The sequence below is a fragment of the Paraburkholderia translucens genome (assembly GCF_020881035.1).
Taxonomy (GTDB): Bacteria; Pseudomonadota; Gammaproteobacteria; order Burkholderiales; family Burkholderiaceae; genus Paraburkholderia; species Paraburkholderia translucens.
Map to the genome: position 1 here is coordinate 104,140 of NZ_JAJITC010000009.1, position 17,039 is coordinate 121,178.

General features: G+C 65.5%; 14 protein-coding genes, 2 tRNA genes and 1 pseudogene. 13 read left to right on the forward strand and 4 right to left on the reverse strand.

Annotation, left to right across the window (positions count from 1 at the left end; genetic code table 11):
• Positions 1-48: 48 nt before the first annotated feature.
• From LJ655_RS18075 to pncB, 3 genes are all read right to left on the reverse strand, one after another.
• Complete coding sequence (locus LJ655_RS18075) at positions 49-1,485, reverse strand: sodium:proton antiporter (protein WP_425605817.1); 1,437 nt, start codon at positions 1,483-1,485, stop codon at positions 49-51.
• Positions 1,486-1,558: 73 nt separating this feature from the next.
• A complete protein-coding gene (locus LJ655_RS18080) occupies positions 1,559-2,221 on the reverse strand; it encodes a LutC/YkgG family protein (RefSeq protein WP_230562607.1) in 663 nt (220 codons plus the stop codon).
• A 188-nt stretch (positions 2,222-2,409) separates the two neighbouring features.
• Positions 2,410-3,606, reverse strand: a complete 1,197-nt coding sequence (gene pncB, locus LJ655_RS18085; protein ID WP_230562608.1) for a nicotinate phosphoribosyltransferase — start codon at positions 3,604-3,606, stop codon at positions 2,410-2,412.
• A 291-nt stretch (positions 3,607-3,897) separates the two neighbouring features.
• Here pncB and fdxA point away from each other — a divergent pair, with 291 nt between their 5' ends.
• From fdxA to LJ655_RS18125, 8 genes are all read left to right on the forward strand, one after another.
• Positions 3,898-4,221 (forward strand): ferredoxin FdxA, encoded by a 324-nt coding sequence (gene fdxA / locus LJ655_RS18090; RefSeq protein ID WP_230562609.1) that lies wholly within the window; start codon positions 3,898-3,900, stop codon positions 4,219-4,221.
• Positions 4,222-4,354: 133 nt separating this feature from the next.
• Positions 4,355-4,430: transfer RNA gene (locus tag LJ655_RS18095), tRNA-Asn, on the forward strand.
• Positions 4,431-4,492: 62 nt separating this feature from the next.
• A tRNA-Asn gene (locus LJ655_RS18100) sits at positions 4,493-4,568 on the forward strand.
• A gap of 147 nt (positions 4,569-4,715) precedes the next feature.
• A complete protein-coding gene (locus tag LJ655_RS18105; RefSeq protein WP_230562610.1) occupies positions 4,716-5,192 on the forward strand; it encodes a CreA family protein in 477 nt (158 codons plus the stop codon).
• A 102-nt stretch (positions 5,193-5,294) separates the two neighbouring features.
• Positions 5,295-6,137, forward strand: a complete 843-nt coding sequence (locus LJ655_RS18110) for a helix-turn-helix transcriptional regulator (protein ID WP_230562611.1) — start codon at positions 5,295-5,297, stop codon at positions 6,135-6,137.
• A gap of 155 nt (positions 6,138-6,292) precedes the next feature.
• Positions 6,293-7,054, forward strand: coding sequence for an AzlC family ABC transporter permease (locus LJ655_RS18115; RefSeq protein ID WP_230562612.1), 762 nt, complete (start codon positions 6,293-6,295; stop codon positions 7,052-7,054).
• Positions 7,051-7,374, forward strand: a complete 324-nt coding sequence (locus tag LJ655_RS18120) for an AzlD domain-containing protein (protein WP_230562613.1) — start codon at positions 7,051-7,053, stop codon at positions 7,372-7,374. Before LJ655_RS18115 ends, LJ655_RS18120 begins: the two co-directional genes overlap by 4 nt.
• Positions 7,375-7,622: 248 nt before the next feature.
• On the forward strand, positions 7,623-8,390 hold the full coding sequence (locus LJ655_RS18125) for a DUF4088 family protein (RefSeq protein ID WP_230562614.1): 768 nt from the start codon (positions 7,623-7,625) through the stop codon (positions 8,388-8,390).
• A 44-nt stretch (positions 8,391-8,434) separates the two neighbouring features.
• Here LJ655_RS18125 and LJ655_RS18130 read toward each other — a convergent pair whose 3' ends face one another.
• Positions 8,435-10,582, reverse strand: a complete 2,148-nt coding sequence (locus LJ655_RS18130; protein ID WP_230562615.1) for an ATP-dependent helicase — start codon at positions 10,580-10,582, stop codon at positions 8,435-8,437.
• Between the two features lie 187 nt (positions 10,583-10,769).
• Here LJ655_RS18130 and LJ655_RS18135 point away from each other — a divergent pair, with 187 nt between their 5' ends.
• From LJ655_RS18135 to fumC, 5 genes and pseudogenes are all read left to right on the forward strand, one after another.
• A complete protein-coding gene (locus tag LJ655_RS18135) occupies positions 10,770-10,988 on the forward strand; it encodes an RNA-binding S4 domain-containing protein (RefSeq protein ID WP_013090085.1) in 219 nt (72 codons plus the stop codon).
• 284 nt (positions 10,989-11,272) lie between these two features.
• A complete protein-coding gene (locus LJ655_RS18140) occupies positions 11,273-12,688 on the forward strand; it encodes an MATE family efflux transporter (protein WP_230562616.1) in 1,416 nt (471 codons plus the stop codon).
• Between the two features lie 107 nt (positions 12,689-12,795).
• Positions 12,796-13,755, forward strand: a complete 960-nt coding sequence (gene panS / locus LJ655_RS18145) for a ketopantoate/pantoate/pantothenate transporter PanS (protein WP_230562617.1) — start codon at positions 12,796-12,798, stop codon at positions 13,753-13,755.
• Between the two features lie 146 nt (positions 13,756-13,901).
• A pseudogene (locus LJ655_RS18150) lies at positions 13,902-15,622 on the forward strand (phospholipase D-like domain-containing protein).
• Between the two features lie 15 nt (positions 15,623-15,637).
• Positions 15,638-17,038, forward strand: a complete 1,401-nt coding sequence (gene fumC / locus LJ655_RS18155; protein ID WP_230562618.1) for a class II fumarate hydratase — start codon at positions 15,638-15,640, stop codon at positions 17,036-17,038.
• Position 17,039 lies beyond the last annotated feature (1 nt).

Consider the following 17,039-nt stretch of genomic DNA (forward strand, 5'->3'; position numbering starts at 1 on the left):
TGCAAGTCTCCGTATCGCACGTCGAGGGATTGCCTCGGCGTTGCAGATTCAGCGTCCAAAAAAGAGCCAGCCGGTCAGCGCAAACAACGGCAGCAGCACCGCGCCGGACCAGCCCATATACGCGAAAAAGCTCGGCATGCGCACGCCGCGCGATTGCGCGATCGCCTTCACCATGAAGTTCGGCGCATTGCCAATGTAGGTGTTAGCGCCCATGAAGACGGCACCGGCCGAAATCGCCGCGAGCGTCGTAGCGCCGGTGCTCATCAAGGTCTGCGCATCTCCGCCGGCCAGGTTGAAGAACACGAGATAGGTCGGCGCGTTGTCGAGAAATGACGATAGCAGGCCGGTCGCCCAGAAGTACATGATGTCGCGCGGCTCGCCTGACGGCTCGTTCACCAGATGCACGATGCCCGCGAATGCGCCGGCTTCGCCTGCGCGCAGCATCATGATGACCGGCACGATCGTCACGAAGATACCGGCGAACAGTTTGCCGACTTCCTCGATCGGCGCCCAGTTGAAGTCGTTGCCCGCGCGCGCGGCGCGCGGTGTCAACGCGAGCGACAGCAGTGTGACGCCGATCAGCGCGGCGTCGCGCACGATGTTTTGCAACGCGAGGTGCGTGCCGAACACATCGAATGCTATTTGCGGGCGCCACAGCCCGCTCATCAGCACGAGCGCAATCACCGCGGCGAGCAGCACGAAATTGATCTTCCCGTCGACGCCGAGCGGCGCCCCATCGGGCGTGGGATCGAGGAACGCTGAACGCACCTCCTCGCGCCGGTGAAAGTAGTACGAGTCGAGCGCATAGAAAGCGACGAGCAGCATGCCGCTCACGAACAGCATGGGCCGCGCGAGATGCTGGGTGGTCCAGAAGAAGCCCACGCCTTCGAGAAAGCCGAGGAACAGCGGCGGGTCGCCGAGCGGCGACAGCGCCCCCCCGACGTTCGCGACGAGGAAAATGAAGAACACGACGACGTGGGTCACATGGCGGCGATTATCGTTTGCGCGCAGCAACGGGCGGATCAGCAGCATCGCGGCGCCAGTCGTACCCATCACGCTCGCGAGCAAGGTGCCGAGCGCGAGAATCGCAGTGTTCAGACGCGGGGAGCCATGCAGATTGCCGCGCACGCAGATGCCGCCCGCGACGGTGTAGAGCGCGGTCAGCAGGATGATGAAGGGGATGTACTCGTCGAACATGGCATGCGCGAGCGCACCGAGCGCCGCGCTCACGCCGAAGCTCGCTGCAAACGGCGCGAGGAAAGCGAGCGCCCACGCCGCCGCGATCTTGCCGAAATGGTGATGCCAGAAGGCTGGCGCCACGAGTGGAAAGATTGCGATCGACAGCAGCACACCCGCGAAAGGCAAGCCCCACAGCGCCGACAGATGCGCGCCGTCGAGCGTTGCAGCCAGCACGGGCCGCGAGCACAGCGCAAGCATTGATGCCACGGCGAGGCACAGGCCCGCGCGGCCCGCCCGCGAACTCATGCCGATACAGGCCGTGCGACAGTTTGCAACCGCACGGGTCGCGAATGCGCTACCACGCCGCCGCGCGACGCGTTCAAGCATCCTGCACGACGATTGCATGCACCCGGTAAGGGCCGTGCGCGCCCAGCACGATGGTCTGCTCGATGTCGCCGGTACGCGATGGTCCCGAGACGAAATTGACCGCGCGCGGCAGCTCGCCGCGCTCCTTGCGGATCAGACCGAACGCCTCTTCATGACCGGCGACGATGCGTGACGCCGGCACGATCGCGATATGCGTCTGCGGCAGCAGCGCAGCCGACGCGTACGTCTCGGGTCCGGACAGCAACACGAGCGTGCCGGTCTCCGCAGTCGCGCAGAAGCAGCCGGTGAGACCGACCGCGTCCTGGTCTTGCGGTTTGCGAAATTCGACGATGAGGCCGGCTTCGGCCCACGGCAGCTCGTGCAGCGTTTGCCATGCGATGGCCTGCAACGGCAAGCCCTGTTGCGTCAGATAGCGATGCGCGGCGGCGGGCACTTCGGCGAGGGTTTGAACGGTGTCGACGGTGCTCGCCATTTTCTGCGCTTCTTCGATGAAGCGCGCGCGCAGGTCGGCGGGCATGTCCGGGCGCGGACCGGCCGGATGACGCGCGAGATAGTCTGCCGCGGCTTCGCGCTCGGCGGCGCTCGGTTCGGGCTCACGCCCTTGCGCGGCGCGGATGCGCGCCAGAATGTTGCGGCGGGCAATCGATGTGTCCATGGGCGAAATCCTCGTGTCGACAGCCGTGCGATATGGCGAGGATTATACCGGCGGCCCTTTGCGCGAACACCCTGGCCGAACGGCATATTGTCGAACGTCGCGAGCGCGGCGACACTGTTCGCCACGACAACCAGAACACAAGCAGATGATGACCACGCAATGAACCGATAAGCAAGCCGCAAAGCGCGCTACTTCGCCGCTTCTTCTTCCGGCTGCGCGATCCCGAATACCTGACGCAGATAGGCGAGATACGCCTTGTCCTCGCACATGTTCTTGCCCGGTGAGTCCGACAATTTCGCGACCGGCTGACCATTGCAGCGAACCATCTTGATGACGATCTGCAGCGGGTTGTACCCAAGGTCGTTGGTCAGATTGGTGCCCACACCGAACGCGAGCTTGCAGCGGCCGCGGAACCGCTCGTATAGCTGCAGCACCTTCGGGATGTCGAGCGCGTCGGAGAACACGAGGATCTTGGTGCGCGGGTCGCAGCGATTGGCCTCGTAGTGCTTGAGCAGGCGCTCGCCCCAGTCGAACGGATCGCCGGAATCATGTCGCGCGCCATCGAAGAGCTTGCAAAAGTACATGTCGAAGTCGCGCAGGAACGCCTGCATGCCGTACACGTCCGAAAGCGCAATTCCGAGGTCGCCGCGATACTCCTTCGCCCACATCTCGAAGCCGAAGATCTGCGAGTCGCGCAGGCGCGGACCGAGCGCCTGGCAAGCTTGCAGATACTCGTGCGCCATCGTGCCGAGCGGCGTCAGGCTGTGCTTCATTGCGTAGAAGACGTTGCTCGTGCCGGCGAACTGCTCGCCGAGGCCGTCTTTCAGCGTGAGGATCACCTCCTCGTGCCACTGCTTCGAGAAGCGGCGGCGCGTGCCGTAGTCGGCGATCTTGCAGTCGGCGAACTCCGGACGCGCGCCGAGCAACTGGATCTTGTCGAGCAGACGGCCGCGGCCCACGTGGTAGTCGGGTGTTTGCTGGGTATTGCGAAAATAGACTTCATTGACGATCGCGAGCACCGGAATTTCGAAAAGGATCGTATGCAGCCACGGCCCCTTGATGTCGATGTCGATTTCGCCATTGCCCTTCGGCGACGGCGTGATCGAAATGTACTTCTCGTTCAGATGGAACAGCGCGAGGAACTCGATGAAGTCGCCCTTGATGAAGCGCATGCGCCGCAAGTAATCGAGCTCGTCGTCGCTGAAACGCAGTTCGCAGAGCTTGCGGACTTCGTCGCGAATCTCGTCGATGTACGGCACCAGGTCAACATTCGGCGTGCGGCAGCGGAAACGGTACTCCACGTTCGCCGCGGGGAAGTGATGCAACACCACCTGCATCATCGTGAACTTGTACAGATCGGTATCGAGCAGCGAAGTAATAATCATGATGGTACGAACTGGACCGCTGAAAAAACGAAAAGGGCTCACGGCACCCTTGCAACGGACGCGCTGAGCCGAGCGGCGCGCCAACCTGACGCATGTTACCCGAATGCGTCCGAATCCAGCGCGCCACCGGACCTTCGCCTGTCGTCCGTGGAGGCTCGCGGCACCCCATAAACTAATCACAAAAACATATAAGACGCGCGGGCCGATGCTTCATGTGCCTCTTGACGTTACGTTACAATAGCTCTTTCGGCGTCCGCGCCTTCCCTGATTCCGCATGCAGGAGCTGCCTGAATGACTCACGTTGTGACCGAAAGCTGCATCAAGTGCCGCTATACCGACTGTGTCGATGTGTGCCCGGTGGACTGCTTTCGCGAAGGTCCCAACTTCCTCGCGATCGACCCCGATGAATGCATCGACTGCGCCGTGTGCGTGGCCGAGTGCCCGGTGAATGCCATCTATGCTGAAGAAGACGTGCCGGGCGACCAGCAGAACTTCATCGCGCTGAACGCCGATCTGGCGAAGGCGTGGCCGAGCATCACGAAAACCAAGGCGCCGCTTCCGGAAGCCGACGAATTCAAGGACGTGAAGGAAAAGCTCGCGCTGCTCGCGCGCTGAGCGCGGCCGCCGGCAACCGTCGCTTGTCACCCTTGCTCCGCCGATTCAGATTTAATAGCGGGATGAGCGCGGGGGTATTGACAGACGTTTTAGCCGCACCTACAATTTCGCTTCTCTGCTGTTGTTGTTCTGTTCCTCGATAGCTCAGTCGGTAGAGCGCCGGACTGTTAATCCGTAGGTCCCTGGTTCGAGCCCAGGTCGAGGAGCCAAGAATTGCAAAAGCCCGTTAATCAAAACGGGTTTTTTTATGTAGATCAAGTTGTACTGCTGTTCCTCGATAGCTCAGTCGGTAGAGCGCCGGACTGTTAATCCGTAGGTCCCTGGTTCGAGCCCAGGTCGAGGAGCCAAAATTCTGAAAGGCCCGCATCCGTGCGGGCCTTTTGTTTTCGCGGCTTGGATTCCGGGCCCCGCGCCGTTATACGATGGCGGCTTCACGGCGCACGTTTCACTCCTCTCCGGCGCCGGCCCACTCCAGACACTGAACCGGCAAGCTCATGAAAATCACCTCGCTACGCATCGGGCTCGCGGCCGTCGGCGCGCTGCTGCTCTCTTCGGCGCAGGGCGAAGAAATCGCCAGCGTCAATACGAATTTCCACGTTACCGGCTCTGACCGCGTGGTCGTCGAGGCGTACGACGATCCCGTCGTGCAAGGCGTCACCTGCTACGTGTCGCGCGCGCGGACCGGCGGTATCAAGGGCACGCTCGGCATCGCCGAAGATCCGACCGAGGCCTCGATTGCGTGTCGCCAGGTCGGGCCGCTGAATTTCACCGGCCCCGTCAAACAGAAGGACGACGTGTTTTCGGTCAGCATGTCGCTGATCTTCAAGTCGCTGCACGTGGTACGCGTAGTCGACACGAAGCGCAACGCGTTGGTCTATCTGACCTACAGCGACCGCGTGGTGAGCGGCAGCGCGAAAAATAGCGTAAGCGCCGTGCCGATGCCGCCCGGCACGACGATTCCTGTCAAATAAGCGAGAGTGACGGCGCCGGCGGCGCGCGGCGGTGCACGCGGGGGCCCGCCGCCGTCTCCGGCTACGAGGCGTTAAACTGAGCGGTCCTGCCGGACTTTCGTCATGACCGCCACGCCTCGTTTCCGCGATTCCGCCCGCTACTGGCGCACGCCGCTTCTGCCCGGCGCGGATCTGCTCACCGCCGAATATCACGACCATGAGTTTGCGCCGCATTGGCACGACGCCTACACGATTCCAGTGATCATGGCGGGCGCGGAATGCTACCGGTATCTCGGCGAGAACCATGTCGCCGAAGCGGGCAGCGTGCCGATCATCAATCCGGGCGAGTTGCATACCGGCTCGAGGGCGGTCGAGGCCGGCTGGCGGTATCGCGTGATGTATGCGCCGGTAGACTTTATCCGCGCGCTTGCCGACGAAGTGGCCGGCAAGCCGCAAGCCTTGCCATGGTTCGCGCCCGGCGTGATCCACGATGCCGATCTCGCCATACGGCTCGCGCGCGCCCACCGTCTGCTCGAGGCCGGCGACGACCCGCTCGCGGCCGAAGCCGCGATGCTCGACGCACTGTCCACGCTACTGGTCCGGTACGCACAGACGCGTCCCGTCTCCACGCGCATCGCCACCGACGACACGCGTGTCGCGCTCATGCAGGAGCGTCTGGCTGGCGATCTCGTCGAACCGGTGACGCTCGCCGAGGTTGCAAAGGCGGCGGGTCTGTCGCCGTTCCACGCGGCGCGGCTGTTCGCGCAATCGACTGGCCTGCCGCCGCACGCGTGGCGCAATCAGGTGCGCCTGCAACGCGCACTCGCGCCGTTGCGCGCCGGCGTTCCGGTGACCGAGGTCGCCGCCGCCAGCGGCTTTACCGACCAGAGCCATTTCACGCGGCATTTCCGGCGCATGTTCGGCGTACCGCCGGGCCAATGGCAAGGCACGCACCGCGCCGCGTAACGCCCCATACGCGGCGCCATCGGCGCCTGCAACGCGCGCCGTGAGCGCGCCGCCGCAATCCGCCCCTGCCATCATCCACCAGCCATCCCGCCGCAAGAACGTACAAGTCCGAACGCCGGTCAGCCGCTATGCTTGCGCAATCAAGGAGGCTCAGATTGACCGATTTCAGCCAAGGCCAGCCCAACCGGGGCGGCCATCTCAAAGAATTCGCCGCCGGCGCGCGCGACATCATCCCGATGATGGTGGGGGCCGCGCCGTTCGGCGTAATTTTCGGCACGCTCGTGACGTCCGGCCCGCTGCATCCGTGGCACGGACAGTTGATGTCGCTCGTCGTCTTCGCGGGCTCCGCCCAGTTCATCGCGCTCGGGCTCATCGCGGGGCACGCGAGCTTCGCCGTGATCTGGGCGACCACGCTCGTCGTCAATCTGCGTCACGTGCTGTATAGCGCGACGCTCGCGCCGCACGTCGCGCATCTGCCGAAGCGCTGGCGCTGGGCGCTCGGCGCGCTGCTTACCGACGAGGTCTTCGCGGTCGCGTGGGAGCACTACCGGCATCGCGAGCCGGGCACGGTCGGCCCGCACTACTTCTTTGGCGCCGGCATCGCGATGTATCTGAACTGGCAGTTGTGGACCGTCGCCGGCCTGCTGTTCGGCGCGGCCTTCCCGGGCCTGCAGTCGCTCGGTCTCGACTTCGCGATGGTCGCGACGTTCATCGCGATCGTCGTGCCGCAACTGGTTGCGCTGCGCTATATCGCGGCGGCCGTCACCGCCGGTGCGCTGGCGTTCTTCTGGCAGGCATGGCCGTACAAGCTCGGCCTGCTCGGCGCAGTGTTCGCGGGGGTCGCGCTCGGCGTGCTGCTGTCGATGCCGCGTCTGAACCTGCGCGGCACGCGCCGTAGCGTGGAGGCTACGCGATGAGCTACGTCGTTCTGATCGTCGGCATGGCCGCGATTACATGGTTGATACGCGCGGCCGTGTTCGTGCTTGGCGACCGGCTCGTGTTCCCGCCGCTTCTGCGCACCGCGCTCGGCTTCGTGCCTGTCACGGTGCTGACGGCGATCATCGTACCGATGGCCGTTTCGCCGCACGGCACCAGCGCCGAGTTGACATGGCGCAACCCGCAACTGGTCGGCGCGCTCGCGGCGATCGTCGTCAGTGCGCTGACGCGCCGGCCGCTGCTGACGATTGCAGTCGGCCTCGTCGTGTTCTTCGTCTGGCAGGGCGTCGTGCTGAAGTAAGCGCACTCTTCGCGCCCGCCCACCAACTCATCAGCGCTCCGCTGACGCCGCGCCGGCCGCCCTCAAGTTTCCCGCCACCCCGCCGATATGCAGTCGAGGTCCGCTCATCGGGAGTCGTCCCGCTGGTTACGCGGCAACAGGATGGAATCAGGCGCGTCGGCAGCCGGCGTCGCGTCGCCCCGGTCCGCATCCGGACGGGCGATCTTGCGGCGGCACGCCGCGCGCGGCCGCATTAAACGGGATAACACATGGGTCAAATCACCCTGAAGCTCAAGGACGAGACTGTCGCGTCGCTGCGCAAGGACTTCGAGGCGTTTTTGCGTGTCTCGCTGAAGCTCGATCCGCAGTTCGCGACGCCGTCGTTCGAGGACTTCTTGCGCGCGAAGCTGCTCGACAACATGGTGCCGCTCACCGAGCACGCAGTGCAGCGGATGCTGCAGGGCGGCCAGTACGCGTGGGCCAAACGCACGCTCGACAAAGAGTTTCCGGACGTCGTTTCGATCCTGATGCGCCAGGCGAGCGAGTTCGGCTTCGGTTTCGCGTCACGCTCCGAATGGACGCCCGAGGAGCACGCCAAGCAATGCCGCGAGTGGGCGGCTGCGATCGTCAAGGAAGCGGAAGGCGATGCGGCGCTGATCGACCCGCTCGCCGCCCAGATCAAGAGCACGGTGCAGGACATTCAGGCGCTCGAGGAAGAGATGCAGACGCCGGCATGGCGGCTCGTCGAATCGCTGCGTCAGCGCATCTACGAAGCGAAGATCGCATGCGAGACGAGCGTGGGGAGCACCGCGCGCGAGAAGCTCGGCGAACTGCGCGGGCTCTTGCGGCTCGGCATTTCGCATGGCACGTTCCAGAAGCAGGAAGCGCAGCAGATCATGGAATATCTGCGGCTGCTCAAGCCGGAGATCTTCGTCGAGGAGCCGTACGACGTGTTTTCGCGGCTCGCGGCATGGCTGCGCAACTTTTTCGTACCGCCGGCTCCGGTCGCGAAACAACAGCAGCACCAGTCGCGCTGAGCGGGCATTGCGCCGAGCATCGGGCGCAAGCCGGCGCGGCCCGCTCAATCCCACATCTTCCTGAGCTTCGCCGCGATCTCGATCTTCGCCTGCGCGGCCGCGGCGAGTCCCGCCGCGCTCGGGGCGCTCGCCACCGGCGCGCGCGGCCACGCGTAGGCATCGAACAGCGGCAGCATCGGCGTGGCGATGAAGCGCGTACGCGACGCCCAGACATGCCGGTCGCCCAGATGCGTCTGGTTGTGCACGTAAAAGCGCTGCGGTACGACGATATGCAGGTCTTCCTTCGCGCGCGTCATCGCCACGTACAGCAGGCGCCGCTCCTCGTCGATTTCCTCGTCGCTGCCGGTGCCGAGATCGGACGGAATGCAGCCGTCGACGCCGTTCAGCACGAACACGTTGCGCCACTCCTGGCCTTTCGCCGAATGGATCGTCGACAGGATCAGGTAATCCTCGTCGATCAGCGGCACGCCGGACTCGTCGCTGGTCGCATCGGGTGGATCGAGCGTCAGCTCGGTCAGGAAGCGCTCACGCGACGGATACGTGCCCGCGATGCTTTCCATCTGCAGCAGGTCTGCGTGACGAATCGCCGCGTCTTCGTGATTGCGCTCCAGGTGCGGCTCGTACCAGCGCCGCACCATTTCGAACTCGGCGGGCCACGGCGTTTGCCGCCCATACACGCTCGACATCAGCCTGACGAACGGATGCCAGTCTTCCTGCGCCCGTGCGGGGGCGGCAAACGCGGCCAGCACGCTGCCGGCGGTCGCGACAGGATCGCCGCCGTCCGCGCGAGCGACGAGGTCGTCGAGCAGCTTCGCCGCGGTGGCGGGGCCGACGCCCGGCAGCAGTTGCACGACCCGAAAGCCGGCGACGCGGTCGCGCGGATTTTCGGCCCAGCGCAGCACCGCGAGCACGTCCTTCACATGCACCGAGTCGAGAAATTTCAGGCCGCCGAACTTGACGAATGGAATATTGCGGCGCGTGAGCTCGATTTCGAGCGCGGCGCTGTGATGCGCAGTGCGAAACAGCACCGCCTGAGACTTCAGCTTCACCCCCTGCTCGCGCGCTTCCAGCACCTGCTCGACGACGTAGCGAGCCTGCGCGGCATCGTCGGCGACCGTGACGAGGCGCGGGCGCTGCGCCGAGGCCTTGTCGGTCCACAGGTTCTTCGTGTAGCGCTCGCTCGCGAGCTCGATCACCGCGTTCGACGCGGCGAGAATCGGCGCGCTCGACCGGTAGTTCTGCTCGAGCGTGACCTGGCGGGCGGGCGGGTCGAACAGCGCGGGGAAATCGAGGATATTGCGCACGGTCGCGCCGCGAAACGAGTAGATCGACTGCGCGTCATCGCCGACCACGGTCAGGCCCCGGCCGTCCGGCTTCATCGCAAGGAGGATCGACGCTTGCAGGTGGTTGGTGTCCTGGTATTCGTCGACCAGCACGTGATCGAAGCGTGCCGACAGATCGGCAGCGATGGCCGGTTCGGCAGCCATATGCGACCAGTAGAGCAGCAGGTCGTCGTAGTCGAGCACACTCTGCTTCTGTTTCGCCTCGACGTAAGCGGCGAACAGCCGGCGCAGATCGTCCTGCCACTCGCGACACCACGGAAACGCGCCGTCCAGCACCTGGCCAAGCGATGCGCCCGTGTTGACGACGCGAGAATAGATTGCGAAACAGGTGCCCTTCGCCGGAAAGCGCCGTTCCTTTGCGGACAGCCCGAGCTCGTGGCGCACGAGGTTCATCAGGTCGGCGGAGTCTTCGCGGTCGTTGATCGTGAACGCGGGTGCGAGGCCGATCAAGTCCGCGTATTCGCGCAACAGCCGCGCTCCGACACTATGGAACGTGCCCGCCCACGTGAGCCCTTGCGCGAGCGCCGCCCCTACGCTGGGCGCGCCAGCGGTGGCGGCCGCGGCGCCCGTGATGCGCGTGACGCGGCGGGTCATTTCGAGCGCCGCGCGGCGCGAGAAGGTCAACAGCAGGATGCGCTGCGGATCGGCGCCCTTCACCACCAGATTGGCGACGCGGTGCGCGAGCGTGTTGGTCTTGCCGGAGCCGGCACCTGCGATGACGAGCAGCGCGCCGGGCAGCGCGCCAGGCGTGCCGGTCCCGTATTCGACGGCTTCGCGTTGGGCGGCGTTGAGCTTCGCGAGCCAGGCGGCGGTATCGAATGACGGAGCGGATTCGGCGACAGTGGACACGGATCGGTTTGCGCGGTGGATGGATTTCAGGATGCGACGCATACTGTATATCCATACAACCTCGCGCGACAAGCGCCCCTTTTCCGGGTCGCTATCTGTGCGGTCCGTGCACCGCCGGACGCGCCGCGCGGACTTGCTTTATGATGCGAACCCCCAACGCGACCTCGTTTCCCAAGGTGCAGACGCCATGCCCAACCTCAATTTCACGCTGACCGGCGAATACGTCGAACTACACAATCTGCTGAAGATCACGGGCCTCGCGGACAGCGGCGGCTCGGCAAAGATGATGGTCGCGGACGGCGCCGTGATGGTCGACGGCCGCGTCGAGACGCGTAAGACCTGCAAGATCCGCGCGGGCCAGGTCGTATTGCTCGGCGATACGCGGATAGCGGTACACGAAGGCTGACGGCAGTCCGGAAATTCGCAGGACGGCACGCACCAGTATCGTGCATTCTCCATCGACATCGGCCGGGCGACGCAATAAGCTGTCGGTTTCGACAGGCAAGCGACGGACCACCCCACCGCGAGGAGCCGGCTGACCGGCTCGCCGCCGCGCCGCGGATTTTCGCGCCCGCAGCACGGCGAGGTCACTTACTCCCGTACCGCGCAACACCGTGCAGCGCACCGCGGCTTGCGCCCACCCCTCGCTGTCGCCGCCGCTGTCGTCACCCTTTCACCGCCACGCATTCGATGATTCATTCCAGCTTCGCCCGAGCGGCCAGCCGGCCGCCGACCCTGTCCCGTCACGCGGCCGATACCGCGCGGCTCGCCGCGCCGCTCGCTATCGCGCAACTCTCGCAGATGGCGATGAGCGTCACCGATACGATCCTGCTCGGCTCGCTCGGCCCTGATGCGCTGGCGGCCGGCGGCCTCGGCGCGAACCTCTTTTTCGTCGTCGTCACGCTGCTGCAGGGTGTGCTGACCTCGGTCAGCGTGAGCGTCGCGCACGCGCGCGGCGCGCAGGACGAGGGCCGCGTGCCGCATATCTACTGGACCGGATTCGTGCTGTCGGTGCTCCTATCAGTGCCGGCGTTCATCCTGCTGTCGTTCGCCTCGCGAATCCTGCTGGCGGTCGGCGAGCCGGGCCTCCTTGCGCACAACGTCGGTCAATATGCGGCCGTGCTGCGCTGGGGCGCACCCGCGAGCCTGATCGGCGTCGGTCTGATGCGCTCGTTCCTGCCGGCGATCGGCGCGGCGCGGCGCCTGTTGTGGGTGTCGATCGCGAGCGTCGGCGTGAACGGCTTCCTGAACTACGGGCTCATCCATGGCGCCTGCGGATTGCCCCGGCTCGGCTTTCTCGGCTCGGCGGCTGCGACCACGATCACGGTGTGGCTGACCGCGCTCGTGCTGATGGCGCTCTTGCATCTGCGGCCGCGCTTCCGGCATTTCGTCGTGGCGACGCGGCCCAGGCTGCCGTTGATGGGCGAGCTGTTCGGCATCGGCTGGCCGGTCGCGATCACCTACGGCGTCGAGTCCACGCTGTTTCTCGCGACCGGTCTGATGGTCGGCCTGCTCGGCGAGTCGCAATTGGCCGCGCATCAGATCGCGTTGAACGTCGCGTCGGTCGCGTTCATGGTGCCGCTGTCGATCGGTCAGGCAGCCAACGTGCGGGTCGGCTTCTGGTCCGGCGCCGGTCAGCCGCTCGCCGCGCGCCACGCGGGCTTCGTCGCGCTCGCGCTAGGTGTCGGCTTCATGTCGATGTCGGGCCTCCTGCTGATCACCGCGCCGCACTGGATCGTCGGTCTGTATCTGCGCCTGGACGACCCGGCCAATGCGCCGACCATCGCGCTCGCCAGCTCGCTGCTCGGCGTGGCGGCGATTTTCCAGATCGTCGACGGGATGCAGGCGGTCGGCTCCGGCTGTCTGCGCGGCCTGAAGGACACGCGCGTGCCGATGATCGCCGCCGCATTCGGCTACTGGGTGATCGGCTTTCCGACCGGCTATCTGCTCGCGTTTCACGCCGGCCTCGGCGCGCGGGGCTTGTGGTGGGGCCTCGCGGCGGGCCTCGCTAGCGTCGCGCTGCTGATGACACTGCGCTTTCACCGGCTGAGTCTGCGGCAGGCACCGGCGGCGGGCGCGGTCACGCCACCGGCGCGATCGGTGTGAGCGAGGCAGCGCCAAACCCACTCCTGAAGCACTCCCTGCAAAAGGTAAAATGGTCGCCGCATCACGCGGGCGCTCCCGCGACACAACATAACCAAGGACCACCCGCCATGCTTGCCCGCGTCACCCGCCTGTTCCCGCTCTGGGCCGCGCTCGCCTCGATCGCCGCGTACTTCTCGCCGGCCTCGTTTTCCGGCATCGCGCCGCACGTCACCACGCTGCTTACGATCATCATGCTGGCGATGGGCGTCACGCTCTCGGCCGCCGATTTCCTGCGCGTGTTTGCGCGCCCCGCGCCGGTGATCGCCGGCATCGTGCTGCATTACCTCGTGATGCCGCTCGCCGCGTGGGTCATCGCGAAGGCGCTGCGCATGCCGCCCGACCTGACCGCCGGCATGGTGCTGGTCGGCAGCGTCGCGAGCGGCACCGCCTCGAACGTGATGATCTATCTCGCGCGCGGCGACGTCGCACTGTCGGTGACGATCAGCGCGCTCTCGACGCTCGTCGGCGTGTTCGCAACACCGCTGCTCACGCGGCTTTACGTCGACGCATCGATCGTCGTCGACGTGCGCGGCATGCTGATGAGCATTCTGCAGATCGTCGCACTACCGATCGTCGTCGGCCTCGTCGTCAATCATCTGTTCGGCAAGCTCGTGCGCAAGATCGAGCCGATCCTGCCGCTAGTATCGATGATCGCGATCGTGCTGATCATCGGCGCGGTGGTGGGCGGCACGCAGAAGAGCATCGCTTCGGTCGGCCTCGTCGTGATGGCCGGCGTCATCCTGCATAACGGCATCGGCCTGCTCGGCGGCTACTGGGGCGGCCGTCTGCTCGGTTTCGACGAAGCCGTCTGCCGCACGCTCGCGATCGAAGTCGGCATGCAGAACTCCGGTCTCGCCGCGACGCTCGGCAAGCTCTATTTCACGCCGCTCGCCGCGTTGCCCGGCGCGCTGTTCTCCGTGTGGCACAACCTGTCGGGCTCGTTGCTCGCGGGTGTGTGGGCGGGCCGCCCGGCGCAAGGCTCGACGCGTCCCGACGGCGAGCGCGTGCCGCAGGCGGAGCACGTCTGATCCCGCTTCCGCGCGCCGCCGTTTGCAACAGGTGATGGATCACCTGACCGCGGCGGCGCCCATACCGCAACGGTATTGCTGGCCAGCGCGCGGCACTTCCCTACGTTTGCAGACGAGCGACGAGCACGCGCCCCAATTCCCTTAGAATGGTTTTCTCGACAGCGCGTGCAGTCTTAGCTGCCGCCACTGAAAAGCCTGCAAAACAAGGGGAAAACAGCGTGCAGTGGCAATTTGAACGACTTCATCGGGCCGCGCGCCGCCCATCGATAGTCAGCACAACGAGACAATTATTCCTGCTCTGCTGTGCGGCGGCATTTTTGACCGCCTGCACGACGAAGCCACCGGCCACCGCGTTCGACCGCGAGGTCACGCATGCGCTGCCCGCTACCGCCGATACGCCGCTGCGCACAGCGCTTGCGCCGCTCGAGGCGAAGCATCCGCAGCAGTCAGGATTTCGCGTGCTGGCGAACGGCACGGACGCGCTGCAAATGCGCATTGCGCTCGCGCGCGCGGCGACCAAAACCCTCGACATGCAGTACTACATCGCCAACGAGGACACCACCGGCAAGCTGCTGCTCGGCGCCGCGCTGTACGCGGCCGATCACGGCGTGCGGGTACGCATGCTGGTCGACGATCTGAACTTCAAGGACATCGACCGCATCATGGCGGGGTTGAACAGCCACGACAACATCGAGATTCGCGTCTTCAATCCGTATGGCAGCGCGCAGGAAGGCATGTTCGAGCGCACCACGAACCTGTTCACGCAGATCGACCACTTCACGCGCCGCATGCACAACAAGGCGATGATCACGGACAACCAGCTCGCGATCGTCGGCGGGCGCAATCTCGGCGACGAGTACTTCAGCGCGAGCGAAACGCTGCAGTTTCGCGACCTCGACGCGCTCGCGGCGGGCCCGATCGTCGCCGACATCTCCGCGAGTTTCGACGACTACTGGAACAGCGACCTCGCCTATCCGCTGCGTGCGCAGAACGGCAGAAATTCGACCGGCAAGAACTCGACCAGACGCGCGACGACCTGCGCCGGCACTGGCGCACCAATGCCGATCCCTACAACGCGAAGCCGCTGAACGCGACGCCGCTCACGGCGCAGATCACGAGCGAGCAGCTCGGTCTCACTTGGGCGAAAGCGGAATTCTGGGTCGACTTGCCGGAGAAGATCGAGCATCCGTCGCCGGACTACCTGAGCCCGCCGCTCGCCCGGCTGCGCGAACTGATGCGCGACGCGCGCCATGACTTCCTGATCGTGTCGCCCTACTTCGTGCCGCACGACTCGGGCGTGCAGGCGGCTGGCGAACTGACGCAGCGCGGCATCCGGATCGCGGTGCTGACCAACTCGCTCGCGGCGACCGACGCGGTCGCCGTGCAGGCAGGCTACAGTCCGTTCCGCGTGCCGCTGCTGAAGGCGGGTGTCGAACTGTACGAACTCAGGGCGCGTCGGGACTCACCGGACGTCGGGCTGGTCGGCTCGAGTTCCCGCTCGAGCCTGCATGCAAAGACCTACGTGATCGACCACCAGATTCTCGTGATCGGCTCGTTGAACCTCGACCCGCGCTCGGCGAATCTGAACACCGAGCTTGCGCTCGTGATCCACAGCCCCGAACTCGCGAATCAGGTGGCGAAGATCTTCGAGCGCGCGATCCAGCCCGATCAAAGCTATCACGTCACGCTCGCCGACGCGGCGCAGCTCGCCTATCTGGGCTCGATCGGCGCGCCGCTCTCGCCGCTCGTCTGGACCGACGTCGAGCACGGCCAGACACGCACCTACATTTTCGATCCGGAGGCCGGTTTTTACCGGAACGCGCTGACAGGTCTATTCTCCTTATTGCCGGTCAACTCGGAACTTTGAGAAGCGGAGCAAAACATGACTGAAGACGTACGGATGGAGCGCGACACGTTCGGCGAGATCGCGGTGCCGAACGCCCGCCTATGGGGCGCGCAAACGCAGCGCTCGCTGCAGAACTTCAAGATTTCGACCGAGAAGCAGTCACCCGAGCTGATCACCGCGCTCGCGGTGATCAAACGCGCGGCGGCCGAAGTCAACCTCGGCCTGGGCGTGCTCGACGAACAGAAGGCCCGCGCGATCATGCAGGCGGCCGACGAGATCATCGCCGGCCAGCATCCGGGCGAATTTCCGCTCGCGGTCTGGCAGACCGGCTCGGGCACGCAGACCAACATGAACCTGAACGAGGTGATCGCCAACCGTGCGAGCGAGCTACTCGGCGGCGAGCGTGGCGAGGCGCGCAAGGTGCATCCGAACGATGACGTGAATCGCGGGCAATCGTCGAACGACGTATTTCCGACCGCCATGCACGTGGCTGCCGCGGACGCCATCGTCAAGCATCTGCTGCCCGCGCTGAAGACGCTTCGCGACACGCTCGACGGCAAGGCGAAGGCCTTCGCCGGCATCGTCAAGATCGGCCGCACCCACCTGCAGGACGCGACGCCGCTCACGCTCGGCCAGGAGTTCTCGGGCTATGTCGCGCAGCTGGAGCATGGCATCCGTCACGTCGAGTCGGCGTTGCCGCATCTGTACGAACTCGCGCAGGGCGGCACCGCGGTCGGCACGGGACTGAACGCGCATCCGAAGTTCGCCGACGCGGTCGCCGCCACGATCGGCAAGCTGACCGGCCTGCCGTTCGTATCGGCGCCGAACAAGTTCGAGGTAATGGCCGCCGCCGACGCGCTGGTGTTCGCGCACGGCGCGCTGAAAACGGTTGCCGCCGGCCTGAACAAGATCGCCAACGACATCCGCTGGCTCGCGAGCGGCCCGCGCTGCGGTCTCGGCGAGCTGCGGATCCCCGAGAACGAACCGGGCAGCTCGATCATGCCGGGCAAGGTCAATCCGACCCAGTCCGAAGCGCTGACCATGCTCTGCGCGCAGGTGTTCGGCAACGACGTCGCGGTGAACATTGGCGGCGCGAGCGGCAACTTCGAGCTGAACGTGTTCCGGCCGATGATCGCGCACAACGTGCTGCAGTCGGTGCGCCTGCTCGCCGACGGCGCGCGCAGCTTCAACGACAACTGCGCGGTCGGCATCGAGCCGAATCATGAACGCATCGATACCTTGCTCAACGAATCGCTGATGCTCGTGACGGCGCTCAATCCGCACATCGGCTACGACAAGGCCGCGCAGATCGCCAAGAAAGCGCACAAGGAAGGCACGACGCTGAAGGCGTCGGCGCTGGCGCTCGGCTATGTCACCGAGCAACAGTTCGACGAGTGGGTGCGGCCGAAGGATATGGTCGGACGTACGGCGGGGTAGG

Coding starts and splice junctions, on each gene's coding strand:
- LJ655_RS18075 (WP_425605817.1), bottom strand. CDS start 1,485: ATGAGTTCGCGGGCGGGCCGCGCGGGCCTGTGCCTCGCCGTGGCATCA.
- LJ655_RS18080 (WP_230562607.1), bottom strand. CDS start 2,221: ATGGACACATCGATTGCCCGCCGCAACATTCTGGCGCGCATCCGCGCC.
- pncB (WP_230562608.1), bottom strand. CDS start 3,606: ATGATTATTACTTCGCTGCTCGATACCGATCTGTACAAGTTCACGATG.
- fdxA (WP_230562609.1), top strand. CDS start 3,898: ATGACTCACGTTGTGACCGAAAGCTGCATCAAGTGCCGCTATACCGAC.
- LJ655_RS18105 (WP_230562610.1), top strand. CDS start 4,716: ATGAAAATCACCTCGCTACGCATCGGGCTCGCGGCCGTCGGCGCGCTG.
- LJ655_RS18110 (WP_230562611.1), top strand. CDS start 5,295: ATGACCGCCACGCCTCGTTTCCGCGATTCCGCCCGCTACTGGCGCACG.
- LJ655_RS18120 (WP_230562613.1), top strand. CDS start 7,051: ATGAGCTACGTCGTTCTGATCGTCGGCATGGCCGCGATTACATGGTTG.
- LJ655_RS18125 (WP_230562614.1), top strand. CDS start 7,623: ATGGGTCAAATCACCCTGAAGCTCAAGGACGAGACTGTCGCGTCGCTG.
- LJ655_RS18135 (WP_013090085.1), top strand. CDS start 10,770: ATGCCCAACCTCAATTTCACGCTGACCGGCGAATACGTCGAACTACAC.
- LJ655_RS18140 (WP_230562616.1), top strand. CDS start 11,273: ATGATTCATTCCAGCTTCGCCCGAGCGGCCAGCCGGCCGCCGACCCTG.
- panS (WP_230562617.1), top strand. CDS start 12,796: ATGCTTGCCCGCGTCACCCGCCTGTTCCCGCTCTGGGCCGCGCTCGCC.
- fumC (WP_230562618.1), top strand. CDS start 15,638: ATGACTGAAGACGTACGGATGGAGCGCGACACGTTCGGCGAGATCGCG.